We start from the raw sequence: 18434 nt of genomic DNA on the forward strand, positions 1-18434 counted from the left end.
GCTTCACCTTATGAATCGCAGGAATCTCTTGAAAGCTTCCATGGCCGTGGCAGCCTATAGCGCGCTGCCGGCCACGGGTCTTTATGCGGCACGCGCACTGGCTGCAGCGGCAGATGGCGACATCGAACATTTCGATTTCAAGGCCTTGCAGGACACCGCCAAACAGATGGCTGGCAAGCCCTACGTTAGCACCAAGCAAAACCTGCCACCCACTCTGGCGAACATGACGCCGCAGCAGTTCAACGCGATCAAGTACGACGCTGGTCATTCATTATGGAATGACGTGAAAGGTCAGCTCGATGTGCATTTCTTCCACGTCGGTGCCGGTTTCAAGACGCCGGTTCGTATGTATAGCGTTGACCCGGCGACCCAACAGGCGCGGGAAGTGCATTTCCGTCCCGAGCTGTTCAATTACGAAGCCAGTCGTATCGATAAGAGTCAGCTAAAAGGCGATCTGGGGTTCGCCGGGTTCAAGCTGTTCAAGGCCCCGGAGATTGCCATCAATGACATTCTTTCGTTCCTTGGCGCCAGCTATTTCCGAGCGATCGACAGCAACAAGCAATACGGCCTCTCCGCGCGGGGCCTGGCCATTGATACCTACGCCCATAGCCCGGAAGAATTCCCGGATTTCACGAAATTCTGGTTCGAGAAACCCACCAAAGATGCCACGCGCTTTGTGGTCTATGCGCTGCTGGATTCCCCAAGTGCGACGGGCGCTTACCGCTTCGACATCGATTGCCAGGCCGACCGGGTGGTGATGGACATCGACGCGCACATCAACGCGCGGGCCGACATCGAGCAGTTGGGCATCGCCACCATGACCAGCATGTTCAGCTGCGGCACGCACGAACGCCGCATGTGCGACACCCTTCACCCGGAAATTCATGACTCCGACCGGCTGGCCATGTGGCGCGGCAATGGCGAATGGATATGCCGTCCGCTCAACAACCCGGCCAAGATCCAGTTCAACGCCTTCGCTGACAAGGATCCCAAAGGGTTCGGCCTGGTGCAGACCGATCACGACTTCAAGACCTATCAGGACACTGTCGACTGGTATCACCGCCGACCGAGCCTCTGGGTCGAGCCCACCACGGCGTGGGGCGAGGGCTCTATCGATCTCCTGGAATTGCCTACCACAGGCGAAACCCTGGATAACATCGTTGCGTTCTGGAACCCAAAGGTGCCGGTCAAGGCCGGCATGTCCATGAACTACGGCTACAAGCTCTACTGGAGCCCGCTCCCACCTGTCAGCACACCGCTGGCGCAAGTGCATGCAACCCGTTCAGGCATGGGAGGCTTCATCGAAGGTTGGGCGCCAGGCGAGCATTATCCTGAAGTGTGGGCACGACGTTTTGCAGTGGACTTCAACGGAGGCGGCCTGGACCGTTTGCCCGAAGGTTCCGGCATTGAACCCGTGGTCACGGTGTCGCATGGCAAGATTCAGGATTTCAATGTGCTTGTACTGCCTGACATCAAGGGCTTCCGTGTCACGTTTGACTGGTACCCTACCAGCGACTCGATGGACCCGGTGGAAATGCGCATGTTCATCAAGACCGGCGATCGCACGTTGAGTGAAACGTGGCTGTACCAGTATTTCCCCCCTGCCCCTGACAAGCGTCGCTACACCTGAGAACGTTCTGTCATTGACGGAGCCAATCCGTAGGTAGAGACGAACTACCCTGTCAGCCGCTGGATATCCAGCGGCTGACTTCGCCCGCAAGCTCTCAAATGCTGCGCCTGTTTCAATCTGCGAAGGCACGCGCGTCAGCAGCTTTTGCCGCTGCTGCAGAACCAACGTGTAACGATATTGAATCATAGAGCGCTGTTATAAACCCCGTATTTCAGTGCTCATAACCAGCGTCAATTTTATATCCCTCTTATAAATCAAATAGTTACGATAGGCACCGTTTGGGTGGTTTTTAATATGTCCATAATTTTGACTATTTGATTGACAGTACGTCCATCTAACGCTGATATATCCCTGTCTCGCCGCTCGCAGAAGCTTATTACGTCCCTTCTCCTGCCCTGCAGCGACATCACAATCATCGCGATCGCAGGCCGTTTTCGGCTATTGCCGCCTCGGCTGGGCAAACACTTGCGCGCCCGGCCATTCGCTTCGCACGCTGGTGCTTATTACACGTTTAAATGCTCCCGAGGGGCTGCACATGATGTCGACTTCCCCCGTATACGTAGAAAAACCGTCTTTACTCTCGTTTGATAAATCCACGGCAGTGGTGCTGGTTGCGATCAGCTTGATGATCGCTGAGTCGTTCAACGGTGCTTTGCGCTTTTATCTCGATCAGGCCGGGATTTCCGTGCTGCTCTATGGCCCGAAGATAGCCTGCCTGCTGTTCTTCGCGCTGGAGCTGCGCACCTTCAAAGCGGGCCCGGGCGTCTGGCTAAGCTTGCTGTTGCTGCTTCTGTCAGCGGGATGGGCGGCACTGAACGGCGCGCAGGCAGGTAACTTCGCATTCGCGCTGTACGGCATTAGCCCGCTGCTGTTCGGGCTCGCCTGCGGTGACCAGATCATTCGCCACAAGCGCTTGTTTATGTGGGCTGTCGTCTTTTGCCTGGTTGCCTCGCTAGGCGGTATCGCGCTCGACAGATACATCAGCCTGCCGTGGAAAGGCTACAGCTATACCGTTGGCGGCACGGAGTTGACGGCCAACACCGCATGGGTGGCGGAAGACCTCGACCGCCCGGCCGGCTTCGCACGTATCTCCAGTTCGCTGGCTATCATCATTTCGATTTTCAGCCTTTACCTGATGGCAACACTGCGCTCCAGGTTGCTTGGCCTGATGGTGTGCGTGGTTGGCCTGGCCGGTGTGATATTGACGACCAGCAAGGCGCCCGCATTGGCGTTCATCGGCGGTACCGGCCTGCTGCTGATCATGCGCTACCGCTGGACGGCGCGCGCTACCATTCTTGTCGCCGTGGTGCTGGGGATGTCCTTGCCTTTCGTGGGAATGATGACCGACTTCGATGCCTCCAGAATCTCGCCCACCGGGTCCCTGGCATCAATCTATGACCGATTGATCAACACCTGGCCTAACGTCATTCGGACGCTGATGGATGACCAACGCACACTCTCCGGCGTGGGCTTCGGGCTGGTCGGCAGCGCCGTTGCGGCCTTTCCGGTACCCGGCGCCGGTATCTTCATGGTCTCGGACAGCACGGTGGTTTATCTGTGGGCAATGCTGGGTCTTGCGGGGCTGTTCTTGTATGCCCTGCATATCCCGCTGTTTTTCGTTTTGGCAGACAGCGTCAGCCAATACGGGCGAGCCATGCTGGTGACGAGCTTCTGCATTTGCATTGTGAGCTGGACCACTGACACCCTGGAAGTCACGCTTGCCAACATGTTCATGGGGATGGCGATCGGGCATGCATTGGCTATGAAATCGCGGGTCAGAGTGCCTTCCCCAAAGCCCCATGAGTTGCCCGCCTGGAACGGCCTGCCGGGGCTGAGTTGAACGGATCACTCATGAGCCTTCGTACGCTGGGTACCCTGGCACTCTTGGCTGCCCTGGCGACTGCCAATGCCAATGCGGACGCGGACGCCCCCTTCATTGTGGGAGTCGCGACGCACTCAATGAACAACACCGGGCAACCGCTGCACAGCCTTCAAATGGCGAGCGCGGCCGGCGTGACGTCGGTTCGTGACGATGCGTTTTGGTCCACCGCCGAACCCACAGCGGGCCAGTTGCAGATCGTCGCGCCGTGGCGGGCGTGGCTGAGCACCGCCAGGGCGCTGGATCTTGCCCCGATGGTGATTCTCGGCTACGGCACGTCGTTTCAAGGCAACGCCAAACCGCGCAAGCCCGAGGTCAGGATTCCGTACCTGAAGTACGTCGACTTCATCACCCGCCAGCTGGGCAACCCCGTGAAATTCTACGAGGTCTGGAATGAATGGGACATCGAAGGTCCCGGCGATGCGCGTTTGAGCAACGACTACGCCTCGTTGGTCCGAGACGTGGCGCCAGTCATTCGCAAGAATAACCCCCAGGCAGTGATACTCGCCGGTGCAGTGACGACATTGGGTATCACGAGTGGGTTCGTTGACCGCATCATCGCTGCCGGCGTGATGAAGTACGCCGATGGGTTATCCCTGCACCCCTATGTGCATTGCTACGGCAGTGATCGCAACACGCCGGAGAGCTGGATAGGCTGGATGCGTGACCTCGACCGCAAGATCACCCTCAAGGCTGGCAGGCCTGTGCCCCTTTACCTGACGGAGATGAGTTGGCCAAGTCACGAAGGCAATTGCGGGATCAGTCCGGAGCGCCAGGCTGCTTATCTGGCCCGGGCGTATTTCCTCATTCGAACCCTGCCCAACGTCAAGGGCATGTGGTGGTACGACTTGATCAATGATGGTGATGATCGGAGTGAACAGGAACACAACTTCGGCCTGCTCGACTCTGCCCTCGGCCCGAAGCCTGCCTACGCGGTGCTCAAGGCCATCAGCCCGTATCTCCGCGACTTCCATTACGAGCCCACCAACAGCCTCCAGAATGACGGCATCTATCAACTGGCGTTCAGTGCCGGGCGCGAGCGAATAATGGTCGCATGGGCCAGCGGTCGCCAGCGGGAAGTCAGCATCAGTGCCTCCGCCATGCAAAACCAGAACGTTCGTGTGCTCGATACCTTGGACCCCGACAAAGGGATGGCGAACGCCCGGCAGCAATGGGTCTGCAAGGATGATCATTGCTCAACGCCGGTAAAGTTGACGGAGTTTCCCAAGATCATCCGCCTCAGTCCTGATGCCTGATACACCGTAACGAGTGCCGCACCCGCCTGCCGTTCTGAAAAGCGTCTGGGCATTCGGGTGCAAATAGTGGCACTACGACATTTCTCGGACATCTCTTGCTGCTACGCTACGGCCTTGAGCAGCGGAGATGCCGGGGGAATACATGGGGCTTCGAGGGAGATTGCTGGTGGGTAGTCTGCTGGTGCTGCTCATGACGCCAGCCATGGCGGGGCCTTACATTGCAGCCGGGGCTCAATGGAAGCCCTATGCCTATGAGGACAAGGACGGTCACCTGATAGGGGTATCCATCGACATCGCGAGACGGGTGATGGCGCTAGCCAATCTGGACGTAACCTTTGTCACCTACCCCGTCAACCGCTTGCAATCGATGTTGCAAAAGAGCGAGGTCGACATCAACTTCGCAGACGCGCTGATCTGGAACAATGCCGCAGAACGGCGCCGCTTCGTTTTCTCGAAACCTTATTCCACCGTCAAAGAGCACTTGTACTTTCTGGCTGATCACCCCGCTCGCGGTCAATCCATTGGGCAAATGGATCACCTCACCATCGGCATGGTACGAGGCTATAACTATTGGGCACTTGACCCGGCTATCGACAAACGTCGCATGAGCCGACTGGAAACCTCCCAGGACGAGGCGCTGATCAAACTGCTGCAGAGCGGACGCGTGGACGCCATCGCCATGGTCGACGACATCTTCGATGAGTTGATTTCAAGCGAAAAGCTTGATCCCTCGCTGTTCACACGAGGCGCGCGACTCAGCGAAGCGATGCTGGTGTTCAAGCTTCAACCACAACATGCCTCGTGGCTACCGCAGATAAACAGCGCAATCGACAGCATGCAAAAGACCGGTGAGTTGGAGCAGATCCGGCGTAGATACTTGCCAGGCACACAGGATGCGCCTTGAGCGTGTCAACCCAGGCGCAAATAGGATGCGATCGGTTTATCCACAGATTGCGGGGCTGCGTGGAGGTCTTCGTCGGATGCCACTGCACATCAGAGCTGTGGGTAAGTCGACCAGATTCGGTCTATCTGTTGATGTTGATGTTGATGTTGATGTTGATGTTGAGATCACGATGGAGACGAAGCAGTCAAAAGCGCCGACTACTGTGGATAACTGGATAACTGTGAAGGAAGCCAAGCCGAATTGGCTTCCCCGCATTAGCGATCTTATCCACAGCTGTATCCGCGCTTCTTTTTGGATCAGCAAATGACGAATGGCTTGAAGCGTTTAGTCGCTGCAACTATAAGGCGGCGTACCGTCTCTGTGGATAACTTATTCAACAGTGACTGATTTTGCCAAGTTGCGCGGCTGGTCCACATCCGTGCCCTTCAGCACTGCTACGTAGTAGGAGAGCAACTGCAGGGGGATGGTGTACAAAATCGGCGTCAGAGCGTCGATGATGTGCGGCATGGAAACAACATGGGTACCTTCCCCGTTTACCAGCCCGGCTTTTTCATCAGCAAATACGATCAGCTCTCCGCCGCGTGCGCGCACTTCCTGCAGGTTGGACTTGAGCTTCTCCAGCAGCTCGTTGTTCGGCGCGACGGTGACGACAGGCATGTCACTGTCCACCAACGCCAACGGGCCGTGTTTCAGCTCGCCTGCCGGATAGGCTTCGGCATGGATATAGGAAATCTCTTTAAGCTTGAGCGCCCCTTCCATGGCCACCGGGAATTGCGCGCCACGGCCCAGAAACAGGGTGTGGTTCTTCTCGGCGAACAGCTCGGCAATTTTCTCGACCGTGCTGTCCATGGCCAACGCCTCGCCCAGGCGGGTCGGCAGACGGCGCAGCTCTTCCACCAACTGCGCTTCCACGCCGGCTTCCAGCGTCCCTTTGACCTGACCGAGCGAGAGCGTCAACAACATGAGTCCCACCAGCTGGGTGGTAAACGCTTTGGTGGAGGCGACGCCGATTTCCGGGCCGGCCTGAGTAAGCAGGGTCAAATCGGATTCCCGTACGAGGGAGCTGATGCCCACGTTGCAGATGGCCAGGCTGGCGAGAAAGCCCAAGTCCTTGGCATTGCGCAGGGCGGCAAGGGTGTCGGCAGTCTCGCCTGACTGTGAGATGGAAACGAATAGCGTGTCCGGCTGCACGACGACCTTGCGGTAACGAAATTCGCTGGCGACTTCAACCTGGCAAGGGATGCCGGCCAGGCCTTCGAGCCAGTAACGGGCAACCATGCCGGCGTGATAACTGGTCCCGCAAGCGACGATCTGCACGTTCCGTACCTTGGCGAACAGCTCCGCGGCTTGCGGCCCGAACGCTTGAACCAGCACCTGCTGCTGTCCGAGACGTCCCTCCAGCGTGCGCTGAACTACCTTTGGCTGCTCGTGAATTTCCTTGAGCATGAAGTGACGGTACTCGCCTTTATCCGCTGCTTCGGCACCTTCATGGTATTGAACGGTTTCACGCTCGACGGGCAGGCCGGACGCGTCCCATATCTGCACGCTGTCGCGACGGATCTCGGCAATATCGCCCTCTTCGAGGTACATGAAGCGATCGGTCACTTGGCGCAATGCCAACTGGTCGGACGCCAGAAAGTTTTCCCCCAGGCCCAGACCTATGACGAGCGGGCTACCACTGCGCGCGGCAATCAAACGGTCCGGTTGTTTGGCGCTGATAACGGCCAGGCCATAGGCGCCGTGCAGCTCCTTGACCGTGGCCTTCAAGGCAGCGGCGAGGTCAGGGATCTCTTGCAGCTTGTGGTGCAGCAAGTGGACGATCACCTCGGTATCGGTATCGGAGGTGAATACGTAACCCAACGCTTTTAGTCGGGCGCGAAGCGGCTCATGATTTTCAATGATGCCGTTGTGCACCACTGCCAGTTGGTCATTGGAAAAGTGCGGGTGAGCGTTGCGTTCAAGTGGCGCGCCGTGCGTTGCCCATCGAGTGTGAGCAATGCCCAGACGCCCTGTAACGGGTTCGCCCGCAAGCGCCTGTTCCAGTTCGTTGACCTTACCAACACGACGCCGCCGCTCGAGCACGCCATCATTGTTGAATAACGCTACGCCAGCGCTGTCATAGCCCCGGTATTCAAGGCGCTTGAGGCCTTCAAGCAAGATGGGCGTCACATTACGTTCAGCAACAGCGCCGACAATTCCACACATGGTCTTCTCCTAGGAAACAGCAGCGCAAATCAAGGTTACGCCACGGGCCTGAATTTGCTCGCGCGCCTCTTGAGGCAGGCGGTCATCGGTAATAAGGGTATGAAAGCTGCTCCAGGGCAGCTCCAGATTAGGAATCTTTCGACCGACTTTGTCGGACTCAACCATCACGATCACTTCGCGCGCGACTTCAGCCATGACCCGGCTGAGGCCCAGCAACTCGTTGAACGTGGTGGTACCTCGCGTCAGGTCAATCCCGTCCGCGCCGATGAACAGCTGATCGAAATCGTAGGATCGCAGCACCTGTTCGGCGACCTGGCCCTGGAAAGACTCGGAATGCGGGTCCCACGTCCCGCCGGTCATGAGCAATACAGGCTCGTGCTCCAGCTCGCCCAGCGCATTGGCGACGTGCAGGGAATTGGTCATCACGACGAGACCCGGCTGCAAACCCAACTCCGGAATCATCGCAGCGGTCGTACTGCCACTGTCGATGATGATCCGTGCGTGTTCCCGGATGCGGGCAACAGCAGCTCGAGCAATGGCTTGTTTGAACCTGGAAACAGGCTGGCCTGGTTCGCCAATCAGTTCCTGGGGCATGGGGATGGCGCCGCCGTAACGACGAAGCAGCAACCCATTGCTTTCGAGCGCAGCCAGATCCTTACGGACCGTCACCTCGGAAGTCTCAAAGCGCTTGGCCAACTCGTCCACGCTCACTTCACCCTTCTCATTGAGCAGGGCAAGAATGTTGTGGCGGCGTTGAGGCGTATTACGTTTCGACATGGCAGTCTTAACTTTCGGTTCGTAAGTTAGCGAAAGCAATGAAAGCCTATCGAAAGATCTACGTCAAGGGGGGCAGGCGCAATTTCATGGAAGGCCTGAAAAATCGGCGACGCAGTTCAAAGCCCGCTGTCATTGGCACGGCAGCAGGCTCCTGTGGATAACTTCAGTCTTTTTTGATTTTGACAGGCCGCTTCCAGCCTTCGATATTGCGCTGGCGCGCGCGTGCAACTGCAAGCTGCTCAGCGGGCACGTCTTGATTGATGGTGGAACCCGCGGCAGTACTGGCGCCCGTCGCGATAGTCACAGGCGCAACCAGCGAGTTGTTCGAGCCTATGAACACGTCTTCACCCATCACGGTCTGGTGCTTGTTTGCACCGTCGTAGTTGCACGTGATGGTGCCGGCACCAATATTGGTCCGCGCGCCTATAACAGCATCGCCCAGGTACGTCAGATGGCCGGCCTTTGCGCCCTCCCCTAGATGAGCGTTCTTCAGCTCAACGAAGTTACCCACATGGGCTCGGGCATCCAGCACGCTGCCTGGACGCAAGCGAGCGAACGGACCTACGTCCGCGCCTTCGCCGATGACCGCACCATCAATATGACTGTTTGCCGTAATAACCGCTCCCCTGCGCAGGGTGCTGTCCTTGATCACACAATTTGGCCCGATCGAGACGTCGTCTTCGATGATGACCCGCCCTTCAAGGATGACATTGACGTCGATCACCACATCTTGACCCACCGTGACGTCTCCTCGAACGTCGAAGCGCGCCGGATCGCGCAATGTGACGCCCAATGCCATGAGTCTCCGCGCCTCGCCCTGCTGGTAATGGCGTTCGAGCTCTGCCAGCTGCTTACGGTCATTGGCGCCCTGCACTTCCATGGCATCTTCAGGCTGGGCAGTTGCGACCACTAAACCATCGCCGACGGCCATGGCAATGACGTCAGTCAGGTAATACTCGCCCTGCGCATTGCTGTTGGAAAGTCGACCCAGCCAGTCGGCCAAGCGTCTGCCGGGCACTGCCAAAATGCCGGTGTTCCCCTCTTTGATAGCCTTCTGCGTTTCAGTCGCATCTTTGTGCTCGACGATGGCGCACACCCGCTGCTGATTATCCCGAACGATGCGGCCATAGCCGGTAGGGTTATCCAGCGTAACGGTCAGCAGGCCCAACTGCTGATCGTTTACAAGCGTAAGCAGCCGGTTCAGTGTCTCGACTTTGATGAGCGGGACATCGCCGTAAAGAATCAATACGGTTTCAGCGTTCAGCACCGGCAAGGCCTGGGCGACCGCGTGGCCTGTTCCCAGCTGTTTATCCTGTACGACGAAGTTCAGGTCGTTGCTAGCCAGTTGCTTTCGTACCTGCTCTCCACCATGCCCGATAACCACATGAATGCTGTCAGGGGAAAGCTGGCGCGCGCTGTGGATAACATGGCCAAGCATCGAATTGCCCGCCACAGGGTGTAAGACCTTGGGGAGAGCCGAACGCATACGGGTGCCCTGACCCGCGGCAAGAATGACGACATCGAGAGACATGAAAGGATTCCAGACGAACTAGGCGCATTTACCGGCTGAGACTCTGAGCCGAAAAAAGAAAAAGGGTAGCCGAGGCTACCCTTTTACTCAATCGCGCATGAAAATCTGCCGGCTTAACCGCCAAACTTTTTGCGAATTTGCTGAACGGTGCGCAGCTGGGCTGCGGCCTCCGCCAGACGTGCAGCAGCAGATCCGTAATCGAAATCCGCGCCTTTTTCATTCAGAGCGCGCTCGGCTGCCTTGACGGCTTCCTGAGCTGAGGCTTCATCCAGGTCGGCTGCGCGTTGCACTGTATCGGCAAGCACTTTGACCATGTTCGGTTGAACCTCAAGGAAGCCACCGGAGATGTAAAACACCTCGGCTTCGCCACCCTGCTTGATCAGACGGATCGGACCCGGCTTCAGATCGGTGATCAACGGTGCGTGGCCTGGAGCGATACCGATATCACCCAGGTTACCGTGTGCAATCACCATCTCGACCAGACCGGAGAAAATCTCTCCTTCCGCGCTGACGATATCGCAATGGACTGTCATAGCCATTTGCATGCCTCAACCTGATTAGCGCCCGTTACCGGGCGCCTGGGTTACAGTTTCTTGGCTTTCTCGATCGCTTCTTCGATGCCGCCGACCATGTAGAAAGCCTGTTCTGGCAAATGGTCGTAGTCACCGGCGAGGATGCCTTTGAAGCCAGCAATGGTGTCTTTCAGGGAAACGTATTTACCCGAGGCACCGGTGAAGACTTCAGCCACGAAGAACGGCTGCGACAGGAAGCGCTGAATCTTACGAGCGCGGGATACCAACTGCTTGTCGGTTTCCGACAGCTCGTCCATACCCAGGATCGCGATGATGTCTTTCAGCTCTTTGTAGCGCTGCAGAACGTACTGAACGCCGCGAGCGGTGTCGTAGTGGTCCTGACCGATAACGTTCGGGTCCAGCTGGCGCGAAGTCGAATCCAGTGGATCTACCGCTGGGTAGATACCCAGGGAAGCGATATCACGGGACAGAACGACGGTAGCGTCCAAGTGGGCAAACGTTGTAGCTGGCGATGGGTCTGTCAAGTCATCCGCCGGTACGTATACCGCCTGGATCGAAGTGATCGAGCCTTCCTTGGTCGAAGTGATGCGCTCTTGCAGCACGCCCATCTCTTCAGCCAGCGTCGGCTGATAGCCTACTGCAGAAGGCATACGGCCCAGCAGTGCGGATACTTCAGTACCGGCCAGTGTGTAACGGTAGATGTTGTCAACGAACAACAGAACGTCGTTACCTTCGTCTCGGAACTTTTCAGCCATGGTCAGGCCAGTCAGCGCAACGCGCAGACGGTTTCCCGGCGGCTCGTTCATCTGACCGTAGACCAACGCTACTTTGTCCAGAACGTTGGAGTCCTTCATCTCGTGGTAAAAATCGTTACCCTCACGAGTACGCTCGCCCACACCAGCGAACACGGAATAACCGCTGTGCTCAATGGCGATGTTACGGATCAGTTCCATCATGTTTACGGTCTTGCCGACACCGGCACCACCGAACAGACCGACTTTACCGCCCTTGGCAAACGGGCAAACCAGGTCGATAACCTTGATGCCGGTTTCCAGGAGGTCGTTGCCGCCAGCCTGATCAGCGAACGAAGGTGCAGGACGGTGGATGCCCCAGCGCTCTTCGGTTTCGATCGGGCCCGCTTCGTCGATCGGGTTACCCAGTACGTCCATAATCCGGCCCAGAGTCGCTTTACCGACCGGTACGGAAATGGCTGCGCCACTGTCGATTACGTCCAGACCGCGCTTCAAGCCTTCGGTGGAGCCCATCGCAATGGTACGAACTACGCCGTCGCCCAGCTGCTGCTGAACTTCCAGAGTAGTTTCCGCGCCTTGAACTTTCAGCGCGTTGTAGATGCTCGGTACGCTGTCGCGTGGAAATTCCACGTCGATCACGGCGCCGATGATTTGAACGATACGTCCGCTACTCATTAGCTGGATCCTCTGAATATTTGAACCGTTAAACCGCGGCAGCGCCGCCGACGATTTCCGAGATCTCTTGGGTGATCGCTGCCTGACGCGCCTTGTTGTAGATCAGCTGCAAATCGCTGATCAGGTCACCGGCGTTATCAGTGGCGTTCTTCATCGCGATCATCCGCGCAGCTTGCTCAGCTGCGTTGTTCTCGACCACCGCCTGATAGACCTGCGACTCCACGTAACGGACCATCAAGCCATCAAGCAGCTCTTTGGCGTCGGGCTCGTACAGATAATCCCAGTGGTGTTTGAGTTCTTGATCCTGGGTGGCGACCAACGGAATCAACTGTTCGACCGTTGGTTGCTGAGTCATGGTGTTGATGAACTTGTTGGACACCACGGACAGGCGATCAATACGACCCTCCAGGTAGGCATCCAGCATCACCTTGACGCTGCCGATCAAATCGTTGATCGATGGCTCTTCGCCCAAGTGGCTGATCGCAGCGACAACGTTACCGCCGAAGTTGCGGAAAAACGCCGCACCTTTGCTGCCGACCACGCACAGATCGATCTCTACGCCGTTTTCACGGTTCTTCGCCATGTCCTTGACCAAAGCCTTGAACAGGTTGGTATTCAAGCCACCACACAGACCACGATCACTGCTCACCACAACGTAACCGACACGCTTTACTTCGCGTTCGATCATGAAGGGGTGACGATATTCCGGGTTAGCGTTGGCAAGATGACCAATCACCTGGCGGATGCGCTCCGCGTAAGGACGGCTAGCAGCCATACGCATTTGAGCCTTGCGCATTTTGCTGACCGCCACTTTTTCCATGGCGCTGGTGATCTTTTGCGTGCTTTTGATGCTCGCAATCTTGCTGCGAATCTCTTTTGCGCCTGCCATGTAACACCTATCAGGTTAGCAAGCGGGAGCCTCGCGGCTCCCGCTGCGGCTTACCAGGTTTGGGTGGCCTTGAACTTCTCGATACCGGCTTTCAGGCCAGAGTCGATTTCGTCATTGAAGTCACCCTTCACGTTGATCTTCGCCATCAAATCGGCGTGATCTCGGTTGAAGTAAGCAATCAGCGCTTGTTCAAAGCTGCCAACCTTGGCGATTTCGACGTCAGTCAGGAACCCACGCTCAGCGGCATACAGCGACAGCGACATGTCAGCAATCGACATTGGCGCATATTGCTTCTGCTTCATCAGCTCGGTGACACGCTGACCATGCTCAAGTTGCTTGCGAGTTGCCTCGTCCAGGTCAGATGCGAACTGGGCAAATGCTGCCAGTTCACGGTACTGAGCCAGCGCGGTACGAATACCACCGGACAGCTTCTTGATGATCTTGGTCTGAGCGGCACCACCCACACGGGATACCGACACACCGGCGTTCACTGCCGGGCGAATGCCGGAGTTGAACATGGCTGATTCCAGGAAGATCTGACCGTCAGTGATGGAGATCACGTTGGTCGGAACGAACGCAGAAACGTCGCCAGCCTGTGTTTCGATGAGCGGCAGTGCGGTCAGCGAACCGGTCTTGCCAGTCACTGCGCCGTTGGTGAACTTCTCGACCCATTCTTCCGAAACGCGGGAGGCGCGCTCCAACAGACGGGAGTGGAGATAGAACACGTCGCCTGGGTACGCTTCACGTCCTGGTGGACGGCGCAGCAGCAGGGAAATCTGACGGTAGGCCACGGCTTGCTTGGACAGATCATCGTAAACGATCAATGCGTCTTCGCCGCGGTCGCGGAAGTACTCGCCCATTGTGCAGCCGGAGTACGGTGCCAGGAACTGCAGCGCTGGAGACTCGGAAGCACTGGCGGCTACGACGATCGTATTGGCCAGAGCACCGTGTTCTTCCAGTTTGCGTACAACGTTGGCGATGGTCGATTGTTTCTGACCGATTGCCACGTACACGCAAAAAATGCCGCTGTTCTTCTGATTGATGATCGCGTCGATGGCCAGAGCGGTTTTACCGATCTGACGGTCGCCGATGATCAGCTCACGCTGGCCACGGCCGACAGGAATCATGGCATCAACTGCCTTGTAGCCAGTCTGCAAAGGCTGGTCTACCGACTTACGCCAGATCACGCCTGGAGCAACTTTCTCGACCGCGTCGGTCTCGGTGTTGTTCAGCGGACCTTTGCCGTCGACAGGGTTACCCAAAGCGTCGACTACGCGACCCAGCAATTCCTTACCAACAGGAACTTCCAGGATGCGGCCGGTGCACTTGGCACTCATGCCTTCAGCCAGAGAGGTGTAAGCGCCCAGTACGACAGCACCCACGGAGTCTTGCTCCAGGTTCAGTGCCATACCGTAAACGCCGCCCGGGAACTCGATCATTTCGCCGTACATCGCGTCGGCGAGACCGTGAATCCGCACGATACCGTCAGACACGCTGACGACAGTGCCTTCGTTTCGGGCTTGGGAGGCCACATCGAGTTTCTCGATACGGCCCTTGATGATTTCACTTATTTCGGAAGGATTGAGTTGCTGCATTGCTCTGCTGCCCCTTCAAACTCAAGATTTCAATGCTTCGGCTAGTTGCGCGAGTTTGCCGCGAACTGAGCCATCGATAACCAGGTCGCCGGCGCGGATGATGACACCACCTATCAGGGCGGCATCCTCCGCAGCGTGCAGGCGCACTTCCCGGCCGAGCCGTGCACTGAGAACCTTGGCGAGTTTGTCTTGCTGTTCTTGGTTCAATGCAAAAGCACTGGTCACATCCACGTCTACCGATTTTTCCTGCTCGGCCTTGTACAGCTCGAACAGTTCGGAGATCTCCGGCAAAAGCTGAAGACGGTCGTTTTCGGCAACGACGTGAATGAAATTCTGTGCCTTGGCATCGAACTTGTCGCCGCACACTTCAATAAAAGTGGCGGCCTTGTCTGCGCTCGTCAGTCGCGGGGCCTTGAGCATGCGCTGCATCGTGTCGTCTTGCGACACTGCAGCAGCCAGGCCGAGCATGGCTGACCAATTGGCCAGTTGCTGGTGCGCCTGTGCATGCTCGAAGGCTGCCTTAGCGTAAGGTCGGGCCAACGTGGTCAGTTCTGCCATGATCGCCCTCGCTTAAATTTCAGCAGCCAGTTTGTTAACCAGCTCCGCGTGCGCGTTTCGATCGATTGTGGCACCCAGGATCTTCTCTGCGCCGTTGACTGCCAGGCTACCCAACTGGGCGCGCAGCGCGTCTTTGACGCCGTTCAGTTCCTGTTCGATCTCGGCCTGAGCCTGAGCCTTGATGCGGTCAGCTTCGACGCGAGCCTGTTCCCGGGCTTCGTCGACAATCTGGGTACCGCGTTTCTTGGCTTGCTCAATGATCTCAGCTGCCTGAGCCTTAGCTTCGCGCAGTTGCTGACCCACTTTATCTTGGGCCAGCTCCAGGTCGCGAGCTGCTCGTGTAGCAGCGTCCAGTCCATCCGCAATCTTCTTCTGACGTTCGTGCAAAGCCGCGATGACCGGAGGCCACACGAACTTCATGCAGAACAGCACAAAAATGAAGAACGCAACGGACTGGCCAATCAGGGTTGCATTAATGTTCACGCCAACACCTCGCTCGTTCGTTGTCCATCACACCAATCAACTCGACAATTCGAGTGATTAGCCAGCGAGTTGACCAACGAAGGGGTTCGCAAAAGTGAAGAACAGAGCGATACCAACACCGATCATGGTCACGGCGTCGAGCAGACCAGCCACGATGAACATCTTAACTTGCAGCATTGGAACCATTTCTGGTTGACGCGCAGCGCCTTCCAGGAATTTACCGCCCAGCAGACCGAAGCCGATTGCAGTACCCAGTGCGCCCAGGCCGATCAGCAGTGCAACAGCGATAGCAGTTAGACCAACTACAGTTTCCATCTTTCCTCCCGACTTTTACGTCGTATTGGTTAGGTTTTCTTAGATTAAAGCGGTAAAACAAAATCGTTTCTTACATCAGGCCCTCGCGGGCACCCCCCCACCGGAGCGAGGGGATCATCAGACTCGCCAGGCGAGTCTTAATGGTTATCTTCGTGAGCCATCGACAGGTAGACGATGGTCAGCATCATGAAGATGAACGCTTGCAGGGTGATGATCAGGATGTGGAAGACAGCCCACGCCCATTGCAGGACCACGCCAAGGCCGCTCAGCCAGAGCAGGCCGCTACCGAACATGACCGCGATCAGAATGAACACCAGTTCACCCGCATACATGTTGCCGAACAGACGCAGTGCCAGGGAAATCGGTTTGGCCACCAAAGTCACGAATTCAAGCAGGAAGTTCACCGGAATCAACAGAGCCTGAACGAAAATGTTCTTGCTGCCGAACGGATGCAGGGTCAACTCTCCGATAAAGCCGCCGATACCTTTGATCTTGATGCTGTAGAAAATGATCAGGGCGAAGACAGACAGGGCCATACCCAGTGTTGCATTGGGATCTGTTGTCGATACGGCACGGAATGGAATGTGATGGTCGCCGGTGACCATGATCGCCAGTTGCGGGATCCAGTCGACTGGAATCAAGTCGACGGCGTTCATGAGGAACACCCAGGCGAAAATGGTCAACGCCAGTGGCGCGATGACAGCACTGCGGCCGTGGAAACTGTCCCGAACGCTGCCGTCAACGAACTCGACAAGCACTTCAACGAAGTTCTGCAGCGCACCGGGTTGACCGGAAGTCGCTTTTTTTGCGGCCATACGGAAGATCAGCACGAAAATCAGACCTAGCGCGACCGACCAGCCAAGGGTATCCACGTGGAAAGCCCAAAAGCCCATTTCTTTTGCTTGCGCTGCGGAATGCGCGAAGCCCCAACTGCCGTCAGGCAAATGACCAAAGGTCAGGTTCTGCAAGTGGTGCTGGATATAGCCCGAAGCTGTTTGCTCTGCCATGGTTGCCTCAAACGCCCTAAGGTCTCGAAAGTCTTGTTCTCAGTAGCAGGGGTGCAAACCAACTAACCAGTTGGGTCAGTATGAATACGCCAAAAACCGCAAGCGGAGCCAGCGGTTTTACCCCTGCAAACGTCAGTGCAAAAAGCACTGCCGTAAAAATCAGTTTGCCTGCCTCGCCGGCGTAGAACGACCGAACAATGGCCTGCGCTGCTCTGGCTCCGGAATACCGAAAAGCCTTATGAGCAAAATATACATTCGGCAGCCAGGCTATCAGGCCTCCGCAAAGCCCCGAATACCCTGCTACGACACTCTGCCACTGCCAAAGCGCCAGTGCTGCCCCAATAAGGACAACCAGCTGAGCCATCAAGATCGGGAAAACAGCCAGGCGATGGAAGGGCAAGCGGTTTGGCGTGCGTGTCTCCGTCACATGGGCTCCTCTTATGCCGGCCGCTAAAATCAACAACTTGGCATAAATTGTGCCGACAAAATGCGCGCAGAGTATAGGGGCGGTTCAGCCCCTATTCAACTGCCGGGTAGTGATTTCCGACTACACGCTACGCATCATTTGTATCAGCGAATGTGAGCGAGCACACCTTGAAGCTCGTCCAGTGAATTGTAACGGATAACCAATTGGCCTTTACCCTTCTGTCCATGGCGGATTTGCACCGCAGAGCCCAGCCGCTCGGCCAGTCGCTGCTCCAGGCGGGTGATATCGGGATCGGCCTTTACAGGCTCCGCAGCCTCCTGTTTGCCGCTCAACCACTGGCGAACCAGTGCCTCAGTCTGGCGCACGGTCAAGCCGCGTGCGACAACATGTCGCGCCCCCTCAACCTGTTGATCTTCAGGCAATCCGAGCAGCGCACGTGCGTGCCCCATCTCCAGATCCCCATGGGAGAGCATGGTCTTGATTGCTTCCGGCAATGCGATCAGACGCAACAGATTGGCCACGCTGACTCGCGATTTTCCCACCGCTTCGGCCACTTGCTGTTGGGTCAGCTGAAATTCCTGCTGCAGACGCTGCAGGGCAATCGCTTCCTCGATCGGATTCAAGTCTTCGCGCTGAATGTTCTCAATAAGCGCCATTGCAATGGCGGCTTCATCCGGAACATCCCGCACCATGGCGGGAATGGTTTCGATACCGGCTTGCTGGCTGGCGCGCCAGCGGCGTTCACCGGCAATAATCTCAAAGCGGTTATCCGCTATCGGACGGACCACGATCGGCTGCATGACACCTTGCGCCTTGATCGAATTCGCGAGTTCCTCCAGCGCTTGCGGATCCATGTCCCGACGAGGCTGATATTTGCCTCGCTGAATAAGGTCCAGCGGGATGTGTTGCAACTCGCGCTGATCGGCCTTCACGGCCTGATCTTCCAACGCGCTTACGGTTGGGCTGCTCAGCAGTGCGTCCAGCCCACGTCCGAGTCCACGTTTCTTGACGGCCATGG

The 18434-nt window shown here is 57.0% G+C and carries 18 protein-coding genes; 5 read left to right on the plus strand and 13 right to left on the minus strand.

What is annotated here, in order from left to right:
* Positions 1 to 10 precede the first annotated feature (10 nt).
* The 5 genes from LT42_RS20160 to LT42_RS20180 all read left to right on the plus strand — a co-directional run bounded on the left by LT42_RS20160 (position 11) and on the right by LT42_RS20180 (position 5976).
* The gene (locus tag LT42_RS20160) at positions 11 to 1630 is read left to right on the plus strand and encodes a glucan biosynthesis protein D (RefSeq protein ID WP_037016890.1); all 1620 of its coding nucleotides are present in this window, start codon (positions 11 to 13) and stop codon (positions 1628 to 1630) included.
* Between the two features lie 538 nt (positions 1631 to 2168).
* Entirely contained in the window at positions 2169 to 3470 is a 1302-nt protein-coding gene (locus LT42_RS20165; protein WP_276209547.1) for a hypothetical protein, read from the plus strand.
* 11 nt (positions 3471 to 3481) lie between these two features.
* Complete coding sequence (locus tag LT42_RS20170; RefSeq protein WP_037016893.1) at positions 3482 to 4765, plus strand: hypothetical protein; 1284 nt, start codon at positions 3482 to 3484, stop codon at positions 4763 to 4765.
* A gap of 166 nt (positions 4766 to 4931) precedes the next feature.
* Complete coding sequence (locus tag LT42_RS20175; protein ID WP_037016896.1) at positions 4932 to 5669, plus strand: substrate-binding periplasmic protein; 738 nt, start codon at positions 4932 to 4934, stop codon at positions 5667 to 5669.
* A 76-nt stretch (positions 5670 to 5745) separates the two neighbouring features.
* A complete protein-coding gene (locus LT42_RS20180) occupies positions 5746 to 5976 on the plus strand; it encodes a hypothetical protein (RefSeq protein WP_037016898.1) in 231 nt (76 codons plus the stop codon).
* A 62-nt stretch (positions 5977 to 6038) separates the two neighbouring features.
* Here LT42_RS20180 and glmS read toward each other — a convergent pair whose 3' ends face one another.
* The 13 genes from glmS to LT42_RS20245 all read right to left on the minus strand — a co-directional run bounded on the left by glmS (position 6039) and on the right by LT42_RS20245 (position 18432).
* Positions 6039 to 7874, minus strand: a complete 1836-nt coding sequence (gene glmS, locus LT42_RS20185) for a glutamine--fructose-6-phosphate transaminase (isomerizing) (RefSeq protein WP_037016901.1) — start codon at positions 7872 to 7874, stop codon at positions 6039 to 6041.
* Positions 7875 to 7883: 9 nt separating this feature from the next.
* Complete coding sequence (locus LT42_RS20190; RefSeq protein ID WP_037016904.1) at positions 7884 to 8651, minus strand: DeoR/GlpR family DNA-binding transcription regulator; 768 nt, start codon at positions 8649 to 8651, stop codon at positions 7884 to 7886.
* A gap of 163 nt (positions 8652 to 8814) precedes the next feature.
* Entirely contained in the window at positions 8815 to 10182 is a 1368-nt protein-coding gene (glmU, locus tag LT42_RS20195) for a bifunctional UDP-N-acetylglucosamine diphosphorylase/glucosamine-1-phosphate N-acetyltransferase GlmU (RefSeq protein ID WP_037016909.1), read from the minus strand.
* Positions 10183 to 10295: 113 nt separating this feature from the next.
* On the minus strand, positions 10296 to 10721 hold the full coding sequence (locus tag LT42_RS20200; RefSeq protein WP_037016911.1) for a F0F1 ATP synthase subunit epsilon: 426 nt from the start codon (positions 10719 to 10721) through the stop codon (positions 10296 to 10298).
* A 44-nt stretch (positions 10722 to 10765) separates the two neighbouring features.
* A complete protein-coding gene (gene atpD / locus LT42_RS20205) occupies positions 10766 to 12142 on the minus strand; it encodes a F0F1 ATP synthase subunit beta (protein ID WP_037016914.1) in 1377 nt (458 codons plus the stop codon).
* A 28-nt stretch (positions 12143 to 12170) separates the two neighbouring features.
* Complete coding sequence (gene atpG / locus LT42_RS20210; RefSeq protein WP_037016916.1) at positions 12171 to 13031, minus strand: F0F1 ATP synthase subunit gamma; 861 nt, start codon at positions 13029 to 13031, stop codon at positions 12171 to 12173.
* 50 nt (positions 13032 to 13081) lie between these two features.
* On the minus strand, positions 13082 to 14626 hold the full coding sequence (gene atpA, locus LT42_RS20215) for a F0F1 ATP synthase subunit alpha (protein ID WP_037016918.1): 1545 nt from the start codon (positions 14624 to 14626) through the stop codon (positions 13082 to 13084).
* A gap of 21 nt (positions 14627 to 14647) precedes the next feature.
* Positions 14648 to 15184, minus strand: coding sequence for a F0F1 ATP synthase subunit delta (locus LT42_RS20220; protein ID WP_037016920.1), 537 nt, complete (start codon positions 15182 to 15184; stop codon positions 14648 to 14650).
* A 12-nt stretch (positions 15185 to 15196) separates the two neighbouring features.
* Positions 15197 to 15667 (minus strand): F0F1 ATP synthase subunit B, encoded by a 471-nt coding sequence (locus LT42_RS20225; RefSeq protein ID WP_037016923.1) that lies wholly within the window; start codon positions 15665 to 15667, stop codon positions 15197 to 15199.
* A 57-nt stretch (positions 15668 to 15724) separates the two neighbouring features.
* Complete coding sequence (atpE, locus tag LT42_RS20230) at positions 15725 to 15982, minus strand: F0F1 ATP synthase subunit C (protein ID WP_002555987.1); 258 nt, start codon at positions 15980 to 15982, stop codon at positions 15725 to 15727.
* Between the two features lie 137 nt (positions 15983 to 16119).
* The gene (gene atpB, locus LT42_RS20235) at positions 16120 to 16989 is read right to left on the minus strand and encodes a F0F1 ATP synthase subunit A (RefSeq protein ID WP_037016925.1); all 870 of its coding nucleotides are present in this window, start codon (positions 16987 to 16989) and stop codon (positions 16120 to 16122) included.
* A 16-nt stretch (positions 16990 to 17005) separates the two neighbouring features.
* Complete coding sequence (locus LT42_RS20240; RefSeq protein WP_037016927.1) at positions 17006 to 17416, minus strand: F0F1 ATP synthase subunit I; 411 nt, start codon at positions 17414 to 17416, stop codon at positions 17006 to 17008.
* Positions 17417 to 17559: 143 nt separating this feature from the next.
* The gene (locus tag LT42_RS20245) at positions 17560 to 18432 is read right to left on the minus strand and encodes a ParB/RepB/Spo0J family partition protein (RefSeq protein ID WP_037016929.1); all 873 of its coding nucleotides are present in this window, start codon (positions 18430 to 18432) and stop codon (positions 17560 to 17562) included.
* Between the last annotated feature and the right edge of the window lie 2 nt (positions 18433 to 18434).

This window comes from Pseudomonas lutea (assembly GCF_000759445.1).
Classification (GTDB): domain Bacteria; phylum Pseudomonadota; class Gammaproteobacteria; order Pseudomonadales; family Pseudomonadaceae; genus Aquipseudomonas; species Aquipseudomonas lutea.

Coding starts and splice junctions, on each gene's coding strand:
- LT42_RS20160 (WP_037016890.1), top strand. CDS start 11: ATGAATCGCAGGAATCTCTTGAAAGCTTCCATGGCCGTGGCAGCCTAT.
- LT42_RS20165 (WP_276209547.1), top strand. CDS start 2,169: ATGTCGACTTCCCCCGTATACGTAGAAAAACCGTCTTTACTCTCGTTT.
- LT42_RS20170 (WP_037016893.1), top strand. CDS start 3,482: ATGAGCCTTCGTACGCTGGGTACCCTGGCACTCTTGGCTGCCCTGGCG.
- LT42_RS20180 (WP_037016898.1), top strand. CDS start 5,746: ATGCCACTGCACATCAGAGCTGTGGGTAAGTCGACCAGATTCGGTCTA.
- glmS (WP_037016901.1), bottom strand. CDS start 7,874: ATGTGTGGAATTGTCGGCGCTGTTGCTGAACGTAATGTGACGCCCATC.
- LT42_RS20190 (WP_037016904.1), bottom strand. CDS start 8,651: ATGTCGAAACGTAATACGCCTCAACGCCGCCACAACATTCTTGCCCTG.
- glmU (WP_037016909.1), bottom strand. CDS start 10,182: ATGTCTCTCGATGTCGTCATTCTTGCCGCGGGTCAGGGCACCCGTATG.
- LT42_RS20200 (WP_037016911.1), bottom strand. CDS start 10,721: ATGGCTATGACAGTCCATTGCGATATCGTCAGCGCGGAAGGAGAGATT.
- atpD (WP_037016914.1), bottom strand. CDS start 12,142: ATGAGTAGCGGACGTATCGTTCAAATCATCGGCGCCGTGATCGACGTG.
- atpG (WP_037016916.1), bottom strand. CDS start 13,031: ATGGCAGGCGCAAAAGAGATTCGCAGCAAGATTGCGAGCATCAAAAGC.
- atpA (WP_037016918.1), bottom strand. CDS start 14,626: ATGCAGCAACTCAATCCTTCCGAAATAAGTGAAATCATCAAGGGCCGT.
- LT42_RS20220 (WP_037016920.1), bottom strand. CDS start 15,184: ATGGCAGAACTGACCACGTTGGCCCGACCTTACGCTAAGGCAGCCTTC.
- atpE (WP_002555987.1), bottom strand. CDS start 15,982: ATGGAAACTGTAGTTGGTCTAACTGCTATCGCTGTTGCACTGCTGATC.
- atpB (WP_037016925.1), bottom strand. CDS start 16,989: ATGGCAGAGCAAACAGCTTCGGGCTATATCCAGCACCACTTGCAGAAC.
- LT42_RS20245 (WP_037016929.1), bottom strand. CDS start 18,432: ATGGCCGTCAAGAAACGTGGACTCGGACGTGGGCTGGACGCACTGCTG.